Annotated in this window: 10 protein-coding genes and 1 pseudogene; 5 read left to right on the top strand and 6 right to left on the bottom strand. The window is 67.0% G+C overall.

Features of this window, described 5'->3' with window-relative positions:
* Positions 1-60: 60 nt before the first annotated feature.
* From KYX69_RS05305 to KYX69_RS05290, 4 genes are all read right to left on the bottom strand, one after another.
* Positions 61-651, bottom strand: a complete 591-nt coding sequence (locus KYX69_RS05305) for a hypothetical protein (protein WP_300494596.1) — start codon at positions 649-651, stop codon at positions 61-63.
* Positions 652-666: 15 nt separating this feature from the next.
* Entirely contained in the window at positions 667-2,367 is a 1,701-nt protein-coding gene (locus KYX69_RS05300) for a toll/interleukin-1 receptor domain-containing protein (protein ID WP_300494593.1), read from the bottom strand.
* Positions 2,368-2,466: 99 nt separating this feature from the next.
* A complete protein-coding gene (locus KYX69_RS05295; protein WP_300494592.1) occupies positions 2,467-4,830 on the bottom strand; it encodes a bifunctional diguanylate cyclase/phosphodiesterase in 2,364 nt (787 codons plus the stop codon).
* Between the two features lie 110 nt (positions 4,831-4,940).
* Positions 4,941-6,704 carry a fatty acyl-AMP ligase gene (locus KYX69_RS05290; RefSeq protein WP_300494590.1) on the bottom strand — a complete coding sequence of 588 codons (1,764 nt, stop codon included), beginning with the start codon at positions 6,702-6,704 and terminating at the stop codon, positions 4,941-4,943.
* A gap of 136 nt (positions 6,705-6,840) precedes the next feature.
* Here KYX69_RS05290 and KYX69_RS05285 point away from each other — a divergent pair, with 136 nt between their 5' ends.
* From KYX69_RS05285 to KYX69_RS05265, 5 genes and pseudogenes are all read left to right on the top strand, one after another.
* Positions 6,841-7,374, top strand: coding sequence for a RecX family transcriptional regulator (locus KYX69_RS05285; RefSeq protein ID WP_300494588.1), 534 nt, complete (start codon positions 6,841-6,843; stop codon positions 7,372-7,374).
* A 122-nt stretch (positions 7,375-7,496) separates the two neighbouring features.
* On the top strand, positions 7,497-8,030 hold the full coding sequence (locus tag KYX69_RS05280; protein WP_300494725.1) for a cold-shock protein: 534 nt from the start codon (positions 7,497-7,499) through the stop codon (positions 8,028-8,030).
* Between the two features lie 10 nt (positions 8,031-8,040).
* Positions 8,041-8,496: a DUF192 domain-containing protein gene (locus KYX69_RS05275; protein ID WP_300494586.1), complete on the top strand. Its 456-nt coding sequence runs from the start codon at positions 8,041-8,043 to the stop codon at positions 8,494-8,496.
* 57 nt (positions 8,497-8,553) lie between these two features.
* Entirely contained in the window at positions 8,554-8,946 is a 393-nt protein-coding gene (locus tag KYX69_RS05270; RefSeq protein ID WP_300494584.1) for an NADH:ubiquinone oxidoreductase subunit NDUFA12, read from the top strand.
* Positions 8,946-9,371: pseudogene (locus tag KYX69_RS05265) on the top strand (DUF2155 domain-containing protein); the annotation flags it as partial. The gene KYX69_RS05270 and the pseudogene KYX69_RS05265, both read left to right, overlap by 1 nt.
* A gap of 35 nt (positions 9,372-9,406) precedes the next feature.
* Here the strand turns inward: KYX69_RS05265 and aat are convergent.
* Positions 9,407-10,162 (bottom strand): leucyl/phenylalanyl-tRNA--protein transferase, encoded by a 756-nt coding sequence (aat, locus tag KYX69_RS05260; RefSeq protein WP_300494582.1) that lies wholly within the window; start codon positions 10,160-10,162, stop codon positions 9,407-9,409.
* On the bottom strand, positions 10,159-10,896 hold the full coding sequence (locus KYX69_RS05255) for a ParA family protein (RefSeq protein ID WP_300494580.1): 738 nt from the start codon (positions 10,894-10,896) through the stop codon (positions 10,159-10,161). Before KYX69_RS05255 ends, aat begins: the two co-directional genes overlap by 4 nt.
* Positions 10,897-11,010: the final 114 nt, after the last annotated feature.

The raw sequence follows: 11,010 nt of genomic DNA, 5'->3' as shown, positions 1-11,010 counted from the left end.
TGCCGCCCGCCCATCTACCAGCGCAAAGCGCGCGGGCAAATGGGCGGAGTCCGGCATCGGTCAGCCGTCGCCCTTATTCTCGACCTTGGGGTCGATGATAATGGTGGTGTAGCCAGGCCCGTGCGGATCGTCATTCTTGAGGCGGACGCCGAGGCCATAGTCGCGCTTCGTCGGACCGGTCGGTCCGCCGACCATGATCACGCTCACCGCCTTGTGGTCGTGTCCGCTTACCCATTCGGCATGGTAGAACATGTCGGGACCGGGTTCGTCGGCGTTCTTCACGACGCTGTCCGCGACATTTTCGACAAAGCGGGCATTCGGGTCAGTCAGGTGAAAAATGACCAGCGCATTCTTTTTCGATTCGAATTTGAGATCGAGGTTGCGGCCGCTGTTGGCGGTTCGGACGTGCCGGTTGAGGTCGTCGGCGTCATCCAGATGGGTCGTGCCGAGCTGGACCCGGGAGTTGATGCCAGCGGCTGGGATGCTGCGCACCGCGACCCTGAACCGGGCCGGGTTGGCGTCGTCGATCTTGACGACATAGATGCAATCATATTCCGGCTCCGGGTCGGTCCATGCGGTGAGCCGACGCGGGTGGGGAAAGAACAGGGCGCCTGCCTTTTCGGTGGGTGGCATGAATGCAATGGTAGCCATCGGAAATCTCCTGCTTCAGTGAACCGATACGCGGGACTGGCGCGTGCGAAGCTGGTCGCACATGCGTTTCTGGTCGGCGCTACCCGACAGCGCGTCGGGCGTTGCGCACAGGCGCAGCGCATCGGCGATGATGGCGAGCACGTCGGGGGTACGGGTGCCACCTGCCGCGAGCTGATCGGCGAGCGCGAGCGTGATTGCGGCGCGCAGCCGGGCGGTACGCTTGTTTGCAGGATCGCGGGTGGCGAGCGTGCCGATCACCGCGCGGGTGGCGCGCAGCCGTTCCAGCGCCGCGTCGCGGCGGCCCAGCGCAATCTCGATCCGTGCCAGCCCGATGGCGGATTCGGCGAGATCGCGGGAATAGTTTGCATTCTGTGGATCGCCCTCGGCCAGTTTCAGGATCAGGCTGCGCTCCCGCACCCGTTCGTCATAGGCCCGGGCGAACTGCCGCTGAGCGTACAGGCTGTCGGCAAGCCAGCCATGATTGTCGGCCAGGTCGCGGATCACGCCGGTGTCGTCAGGGGCGAGCTTGCGCGCGGCAAGGAAATAGCTGCCCGCGCGTTCGAATGCCGCCTGTGCCTCCGCCGGCCGGTCGTCGCGATAGGCGAGGGTACCGAGATTGCTCTCGGCATAGCCGCCCTCCATCTGCCAGTCCTTATTGCGCGGATCCATCGTGACGAGCTGGCGCGAGAGGCGCGCATATTCGCCGAAGCGCTGGCGCGCGGTGGCGCGGTCGTTGAGATCGAGCGCGGCGCTGCCCAGCCAGAACTCGCTCTGGCTATGGCCATAGATGCGGTCGGGGTCGGTCGGGTTGCGCGCGAGCAGCGCGCCGGTCGTGCGATGCGCCTCCCGGAATTTGGCGAGCGCGTCGGCTAGCTGGTCCCGGTCGCCGTCATCCTCACCCATCGCATGCAGGATCTGCGCGCGCCGGGCGAGGCTGTCGTCGGACAGATGCGACAGGTCACCCTGATCGGCATAATAGGCCATGGCGCGCTGGTTGACCGACTCCATCACATCGAGCCGACCCACGCCGCGCAATTTTGTTCGCAGGTCGGTTAGCATGAATTCGATCAACCCCTCGGCCTGAGTGCGTTCGTGGACCGCCTGTGCCCGGGACACGAGCGCGAACACGGTGGTCGCGGTCATGAGTAGCGCGATCAGCAGCGCGCCGAGCGTGACCGCCGTCACGCGTCGCAACCGGCGCTGTGCATCGCGCTGAACCAGCGCGTCGAGGGGCAGACCGGCGAGCCCGGCGACGATCTTGAGAAAGGCGAGGCGCGGCCCGTCGCCTTCGCGCCGAAAATCGGCGGCCAATGGTTCTGTGGCACCGCGCAGGGGTTCGGGAAGCGCCTGATCCGGTTCGCCGCGGGCATGGGCGACCAGGATCGGCGCGGCGGGATTGAGCGTGCGGAACAGCGCGATCTCGCGCCCGACCCATTGCGATCGGACTGCATCGGGCGATGCGACGACCACCAGCGCGGACGACTGGGCGATCGCATCCTGCACCGCTTGCGACAGATCGGCGGCGGCGGACAAGTCGGCGCGGTCGCGGAAGATCGGGCCGATCCGTCCCGGCGCCTGCCCGGGCAGCGGCGTTACCCGATCGGCGAGCCGCCGGGGCAGGCGATAGGATTCGAGCCGGCGTTGCAGCCGTGCGGCAAAATCGCGATCGGCATGGCTATAGCTGACAAACGCCCGAAACGGCTTGTTTGGCTCCATCGCATTCCCCCCGCGCTGACCCAGAACGAGGATGCGTTGAAAATGCGAAAGTCCAAAATGGAAAATCGGCCGATTCGCGCTGGGTTATCGGCTGGCAGGTTAGGCTACGCGCACCTCTTGTTGCAGGCTGTCGCGGGTCGCCAGCGTGCGGGCCTCTGTGACGGGGAGGGGGCGGCCGAAATAATAGCCCTGGACCTTGGTGCAGCCGAGCGCCTGGATCAGGCGGTGTTCGTCCTCGGTCTCGACACCCTCGGCGGTGGTGGCCATGCCGAGGCTCTCCGCGAGGGCGACGACGGCGCGGATGATCGCGATTGCTTCCTTCTGCCCCTTGGACGCGCCCTGCACGAAGCTGCGGTCGATCTTGATCGAACTGAAACGGGTGCGGGACAGGTAGCCGAGCGAGGAATAGCCGGTACCGAAATCGTCGAGGCTGAGGCGCACGCCCATGTCGAGGATCGCCTCGAGCGTCTGAACCGCAGCGGTGCCTTCGCGCATGAACACGCTTTCGGTCACTTCGAGTTCGAGGCGGCTGGGGTGGAGGCCGCTGTCCTTGAGCGCGCGGCTGACGAACGACGCAAAACCGGCATTGTGCAGCTGCTCGGGGCTGACATTGACCGCGACGCGGATCGGGTCGTCCCACTTGGCCGCCTCGAGACAGGCGGCGCGCAGCACCCATTCGCCGATCGGGGCGATCAGGCGGGCGTCTTCGGCCAGCGGCACGAACTTGACGGGCGAAATCGGGCCAAGTTCCGGGTGGGTCCAGCGCAGCAGTGCCTCAAACCCCATCAGCGCGCCGGTACCGGCCTGGACCACCGGCTGATAGAGCAGATGGAATTGGTCGTTTTCCAGCGCGGCGCGCAAGGCGATTTCGAGGACGCGGCGTTCCTCTGCCTCGACATGGAGCTGCGGTTCATAGGCGTGGAAATTGCCGCCGCCGGCGTCCTTCGAGCGATAGAGCGCGAGGTCGGCGGAGCGGATCAGCATCTCCGCCGTGCGCCCGTCGCGCGGCCCGAAGGCGAGGCCGACGCTGGCGCCGATATAGAGGGTGTGGTTATCGACGTCATAGGGCGCGGAGAGGACGTCGATGATGGTCCGGGCCAGCTGTTCGACCGCGACGGTGTCATTGGCGTCGCGCACTACGACCGCGAACTCGTCGCCGCCCAGCCGCCCGATCATCTCGTTCGGGGTCATCAGCTGCTTGAGGCGTTCGGACACGCGCATCAGCAGCCGGTCGCCGACCGGGTGGCCGAGCGTATCGTTCACCGCCTTGAACCGGTCGAGGTCGATCATCATGAAGGCGCAGCGCGCGTTCCATTTCTCGGCTTCGGCCATGGCGGTGGCGAGCGCTTCATTGATGAACAGGCGATTGGGCAGACCGGTGAGCGTGTCGTAGCGCGCCATCTTGCTGATCTTGTTCGCGGATTCGCGCGCTTCGGTGACGTCGGAGCCGACGCCGCGAAAGCCGATGAACGCGCCCTGTTCGTTGACGCGGGGCGAGCCGGTGAGCTCCCACCAGCGTTCCTCGCCATCGACGATGACGGGGAGGAGGATGTCGCGGAACGGTTCGCGCTTTTTGAGCGAGTCGGCGAGGGTGCGGAGGCCCTGCGCGAAATTGCCGCTTTCCCAGGCCGAGCCGGCCAGCACCTGAAGAAGGGGCATGCCGTTGATCGTCTTGGGATCGACCCCGAGCGAAACGGCGAAGCGGGGATTGGCGCGGCACACGCGGCGCTGCGCATCGGTTTCCCATAGCCAGTCGGCGCTCTTGTCCTCAAACTCGCGTAGCAACAGGCTGACCGTTTCGTCGCGTTCGGCGAGCGCGATCTCGCCTGCGCGGATGACCACCAGCGCCTTGCCGCGCGCGAAGCAGGCGATGACGAGCAGCAAGGTGAAGAGCAATGCCGCTGCGCCGAGCGCGGGGGATTGGGTCAGGGCGAGCGCGGTTGCATTGGCGCTGCCGAGCACGACGAGGAAGCTGATCGTGGCGAGCGGGAGTGCCGCCATCGCGACCGAGGAGGCGACCATCAGGATCGACAGCACGATCCACATGCCGTTCAGCGCCTGAACGTCGGCGAAGGAGCCGAACAGCAGCGGCGCGATCGACCAGACCGCACCGAGTGCGATGCCGTCGAGCATCGTGTCGCGCACATCGCTCAGGCTGGCGGTGCGTTCGGTGCGGTGGCGCACGGCGAGGCGGCGGAAGGCGACAGCGACGCCGACGGCGGCGACGAGTGCACCCCAGCTGGCGAGTTTCCACAGCGGCACGAGGCTGGCGAAGTTCAGGACGATCAGCGTCGCGCCCAGCACATTGGCCGCGAGCATGAAGAGCGCGAGCTGGCTGCCTGCATTCATCTGGGCCGCACGGATCGGCCCCCAGTCGGTTGTATCCGCCGGGTCATAAAGGCCGAGCAGCGCGCGGATATCGATCCGCGGCCGCGCGAACTGGGAGGTGGTCTGGCTCGTCACCCGGGTAGATTACCGGGGGGTAGGTTAGCGATCGGTTAGAGATGGCGGGGGTGGGGAAAATATTTCCGGCGCCCCCGGTCCCCCTCCCTTTCAGGGAGAGGAGAGGAAGGTCAGGCCGCGATGCTGTAGGGCTTGATCTCGCCGTTGAGATATTGGTTGCGTGCCTTGGCGCGGCTGAGCTTGCCCGAGCTGGTGCGGGGCAGGGTGCGCGGCGGGATCAGTTCGATCACGCAGTTCATGCCGGTGACCGCGCGGACGCGCTCGCGGATTTCCTCGCGCAGCTTCTGGCGCTCGTCATCGTCGCTGGTGCGGCACTGGACGAGCACGGCGGGGGTTTCTTCACCGCCCGGGGTGGTGATCGCGAAGGCCGCGACGTCGCCCTGCTTGAAGGCGGGGAGCTGTTCGACCGCCCACTCGATGTCCTGCGGCCAGTGGTTGCGGCCGTTGACGATGATCATGTCCTTCGCCCGGCCGACGATGTAGATATAGCCTTCCGACATATAGCCCATGTCGCCGGTATCCAGCCAACCGTCCTTCATGCAGGCGTCGGTCGATTCGGGATCGCGGAAATAGCCGACCATGACGCTGGGGCCACGGCACCATACCTTGCCGATCGCGCGGTCGGGCAGCGGGGTGCCGTCCTCTTCGCGGATCTGGATTTCCATGTCCTTGACTGCCTTGCCGCAGTTGACGATCGCGCGGAAACGCTGGGGGCGATCCCCACCGTTCACGCCACCCGACAGCTGGGTTTCCTCGACCAGCTCGACCAGGATGCCCTCACCCGGGGGCATGATCGAGACGGCAAGCGTCGCTTCGGCAAGACCGTAGCTGGGCAGGAAGGCGCTGGCCTGGAAGCCGGCATCGGCAAAGGCGTCGACGAAGCTCTGCATGACGTCGGGACGGATCATGTCCGCGCCATTGCCCGCGACGCGCCAGCGGCTGAGATCGAAGCGCTCCGAAGCCTTGGTCTGGCTCGACATGCGGCGCGCGCAGATGTCGTAGCCGAAGGTCGGCGAATAGGAGAGCGTCGTGCCCCGATTGCGCGAAATGAGGTCGAGCCAGGCGAGCGGGCGGCGGGCGAAATCCTCGGTCTTCAGATAATCGGTCGAGACCTGATTGGCGACGACCGAGAGGAAGCAGCCGACCAGGCCCATGTCGTGATACCAAGGGAGCCACGAGACGCAGCGGTCGCTGTCCTGCAGCTTCATGCCGTGGCTGTGCGCCGACAGATTGTTGAGCAACGCATGGTGGGTGATCGCCACGCCATGCGGGAAGCGGGTCGAGCCGCTGCTGTACTGAAGATAGGCGATGTCGTTGGTGTCGGCCTTGGGCAGCTCGACTTCGGGGGCTTCGCGGGTGGCGAAGCTTTCCCAGTCGATCCCCTCGACGCCCTTGAGCCGCGCGGCTTCACCGGCCATCGCCGACAATTCTGCCGGGTAGAACAGCATCGAGGGATCGCAGCTTTCGAGCTGGACCGAGAGCTGGTCGATATAATGTTGGCTGCCACCAAAGCTGGTCGGCAGCGGGAGCGGCACCGGCCAGGCGCCGGCATAGATGACGCCGAAGAAGAGCGAGGCGAAATCGGTGCCGGTTTCGGCGATCAGCGCGATCCGGTCCTGCGGTTTGACGCCGGCGGCAATCAGGCGGCGGGCCTGCGCCAGCGCATCGTCACGCATCTCGCGGAACGGGTACGGGCGCGTCAGCGTGCCGCGCGCGTCGTGGAAATTCAGCCCGCGGCTGCCCTGCGCGGCATAGTCCAGCGCGTCGCCGAGCGTTTCAAACTCTGCCAACCGGCGGGGAAGCCCGCATTCGGTCGGGGTCGGCTGCAGCGCTGCGCCGTTCAACTCAACCTGATCCTTGACGTCCAAAGCCATATCCTAAAATCCGTGCCCCCTGATCGTGTCAGGCCACCCGCCCGTCATCGACGATAGGCCCCACATCAGAAATGCGGGCGGCTCTGCTACGCTCTGGCGTTCAAATTCGGTTGTCAGTGTGGCACAAACAAGGCGCATGCGCCCCACTCGCCGCCCTGTCCCGCCTTTGGACCGCCCTGCGCTGGATCGGCTGGCGCTGCGTTATGTCGAGCGGTTCGCGACGACGCGGGGGAAGCTGGCCGCCTATCTGACCCGCAAGATCCGCGAGCGCGGCTATGACGGAACGCCGCCCGACCCCACGGAAATCGCGGAACGCTTTGCCGAGCTGGGCTATGTCAACGACCGCCTCTATGCCGAGAGCAAGGCGGCGGCGATGGCGCGCCGGGGGCTGGGCGCGCGCCGGGTGGGCGAGGCGCTGCGCCATGCCGGGGTGCAGGCGGAGGATGCCGAGGCGATCGCGCCACAGGTCGATGCGCGGGTCGGACAGAGCGCGATCGACTTTGCCCGGCGCAAGCGAATCGGGCCGTTCGCCGCCGAACCGGCCGATCGCGCGGGGATCGCCAAGCAGGTGGCGGCGATGGTGCGCGCGGGGCATGCGCCGGGGCTGGCCTGGCAACTGGCGCGGATGAATCCGGGTGATGACCCGGATTTCCTGCTCGACGACCATTAACCACAAAGGATTCGCACCTTCGCGAAATGCTGTGTTAATATCGCCGGTCAGGGGGAAATAGTGTAATGCGAGCCGACCTGCAGCGCGTGCCGATTCTGGAGGGGGAACCGGATGAGCCGGCGATGTCCCCGATGCTCGTTCGCGACGCCGACGATGAGACCCATTGGGGCACGGTCAAATGGTTCGACGTGACGCGCGGCTTTGGCTTTATCGTCGCCGATGATGCCGACGCCGGCGATATCCTGATCCACTTTTCGGTGCTGCAGCCGCATGGCCGCCGCAGCCTGCCCGAAGGGGCGCGGGTCAAGTGTTCGGTGGTGCAGCGCGAACGCGGGCTGCAGGCGAAGGATATCCTGTCGATCGACCTGACCGACGCGGTCGAGCCGGTGCGGCTGCGCCCCGGCGCGGGCGACCGGATCGACCGGATCAAGCTGATCGAGGAAGCCGGGCCGTTCGAACCGGTGACCGTCAAATGGTTCAACCGGCTCAAGGGCTATGGCTTTCTGGTGCGCGACGGCGATAGCGCCGATATATTCGTGCATATGGAAACCCTGCGCCGAGCGGAGATTTATGACATCGAACCTGATCAGCCGCTGCGTGCCCGCATCGTCGAGGGCGAAAAAGGGCCGCTCGCGGTCGTGGTGGAGCCGGCCTGACCGCGCGGTGATGGTCGCGCTGAGCGCGGCGCTGCTGGTTCCCGGCTGTACCGCACAGGATGGCGATGCCGCGACGCAAGCAGAGGCCAAGACCGCGACGGTGACGATCGAGTCGGGCACGAATCGCCATGTGTTCAAGGTCGATGTCGCGCGCACGCCCGAGGAACAGAAGCGGGGGCTGATGTTCCGCACCGGCATCCCCGCCGATGGCGGCATGTTGTTCGCGCCCTATCCCCCCGAAGGCGGCGCCCCGCGCGCGGCGAGCTTCTGGATGAAGGACACGCCGACGTCGCTCGACATCATCTTCATCCGCGCCGACGGTACGATCGCGACCATCGCCGAGAACACGATACCCTTTTCGGAGGATCAGGTGCGGTCGGGCGAGCCGGTCGCCGCGGTGCTGGAAATCAATGGCGGCCGCGCGGCGGAGCTGGGGATTTCGCCGGGGGACAAGGTGCGGTGGTGACACTCCTGCGTGCATCCCCCGTTGCCCAGCCGCCCCGGGCCGCGTAAAGCGCGGGCCATGGGAATCTTCGCGAACATCTTCACCTGGTGGAATGGCTCCAACTTCGGCACCTGGGTCGGGCTGCGCGGCAAGGATCAGGTTGGCGAGGACGCGCTCGGCAACCTGTATTTTCAGGGCGGGGCCGACATGCACGGCCGTCCGCGCCGCTGGGTGATCTACAAGGGGTCGAATGATTCGAGCCGGGTGCCGCCGGAATGGTTCAGCTGGCTGCACCACCAGATCGACGATGTGCCCGATCGCGCGCTGCCGCCGGTTCGCAAATGGGAACAGCCTGCCGTGCCGAATCTGACCGGCAGCGCGCTCGCCTATCGTCCGCCGGGTGCGCTCGAAAAGGGCGGCCAGCGCGTGGGTGCGACGGGCGATTACGAAGCCTGGACGCCCGGCGCCTGATGCGCCCGGGCCGGATGGCTGCGCTGCTGCTGGCGCCGGTCGCGCTTGCGGCGTGCGGCGGCAAGCCGGCTGAGAACAAGGCCGATGCCGTGGATACGGTCGAGGTCCAGCCCAAGGCTGCGGGCGCGGCCGGGGCGGAGGTCGTCGCGGTCGATGCCGGGCCGACCGCGTCGGTGACGGGCGTGACCCCGATGGCCGAGCGGGTGGCGGTGCTGGGCCTGCTCAACAAGCGCAACGGCGTCGCGCGCGAGCTGACGCTGAAGCCGGGGCAGGCGGTGCGCGCGGGCGATGTCATCGTGCGGCTGCGCGCGTGCGAAAAGACTGCGCCGTGGGAGACCGATCAGCTGACCGGGGCGTTCGCGCAGGTCGATATTCGCGGCACCGATGGCAAGGTCGCGCGGGTCTTTTCCGGCTGGCTGTACAAGGAGCGCCCTGCGCTCAATGTCGTGCAGCACCCGATCTATGACGTGTGGGTCAAGAGCTGTGCGATGACCTTCCCCGATACCGGCGGCGAGGTGGTGGGCGGTAGCGCTCCGGACGCGCCCAAGCGATCGAGCGCACCGAAATCGGCCGAGACCGAGGCGACGCCGCCTGCGGCTGCTGCCAGACCGGCAGCACCTTCGCCGAGCGAGTCTGACAGCAACGAGAGATAATCGTCGCGCGGGATTTCCACCGCGCCCAATGAGGCGAGGTGGTCGGTCATGAACTGGCAGTCGAGCAAGGTGAAGCCGCCGAGGCGCAGCCGGGCGACCAGCGCCGCGATCGCGACCTTTGACGCATCGCGCGCGCGGCTGACCATGCTTTCGCCGAAAAAGGCGCGGCCGAGCGCGAGGCCGTAGAGGCCACCCACCAGCCGGTCGCCGTCCCAGCATTCGACCGAATGGGCAAAGCCGCGCCGGTGCAGCGCGGTGAAGACGCGCTCGATCGCGGGGTTGATCCAGGTGTCGGGCCGGTCTTCGGCGCTTTCGGCGCAGAGCGCGATCACCTGTTCGAACGCGGTGTCGGCGGTGATGCGGAAGCGATCGGCGACGAGCGTCTTGCGCAGCGAGCGCGAGAGGTGGAAGCCGTCGAGCGGGAGGATCGCACGCTGGCGCGGTTCGACCCAGAAGACGCTGGGGTCGTCGCGATGTTCGGACATCGGGAACACGCCCATCGCATAGGCGCGCAGCACCAGATCAGGGTCGAGATCGCTGGCGCGGGCGGTGTGCCGCGTCATTTGGTCCCTTTGCGCGGCGCGGCGAGGCGCCTTTCGATCGCCTGCCACAGCGCATCGACCGCCAGCGCGCCCGGGCTGCGCGGGGCGAAGGCACCGAGCGGGGCGCGGCGCACCGCCATCCCTTCGATCAGGCTGGCCATCGGGATGACGGGCCAGTCGGGATGACGCGCCAACGCTTCGGCATGAAGGCGGCGGCGGCGGTCGACCATCGAATGGACCGGCATCAGCGGCACCTTCGCCTTTCCGCCCAGATGCCGCTCGACCTCGTCCAGCGCGCGCTGCGAGAGCGGGGAGGGGATGACCGGCACCACGATCAGATCGGCGGCGCGCATCACCTGTTCGCTGGTTTCGGTGAGGCCCGGCGGGCAATCCAGGATCATCCGGTCATAGGCACCGTCGAGCTGGCCGAGCAATTTGGCGAGCCGCTTCTTCTTGTCGAGTTCGTGGAACAGCAGGTCGAGGCCGCGCAGCGACGCGTCGGCGCCGAGCAGGTCGAGCCGGTCGATGTCGGTCGACCGGATCAGCTTGGCCGGTTCGACATCCTTGCTGAACACCGATTGGGCGGTCGCCTTGCCCTGTCCGCCGCCCAGCAGGAAGGTCGAGGCGGCCTGGGGGTCGAGGTCCCAAAGCAGGGTGCGGCGCGCGGAACGGGTCGCGGCGGACCAGGCAAGGTTGACCGCCAGTGAGGTTTTGCCGACGCCGCCCTTGAGGCTGTAGACTGCGATCGTCGCCACCCGCTCCGCTCCCTGATCCAACTCGCTGGCAAGGTGGCGCAGCGGCGGGGGGAGCGCAACCGACAGGGCGGGACGCGCACAAAAAAAGGGCCGACAGATGCCGGCCCTTTTGTT

This window comes from Sphingomonas sp. (genome assembly GCF_030145815.1).
GTDB lineage: Bacteria > Pseudomonadota > Alphaproteobacteria > Sphingomonadales > Sphingomonadaceae > Sphingomonas.
This window is presented reverse-complemented; position numbering and strand designations above follow the sequence as displayed.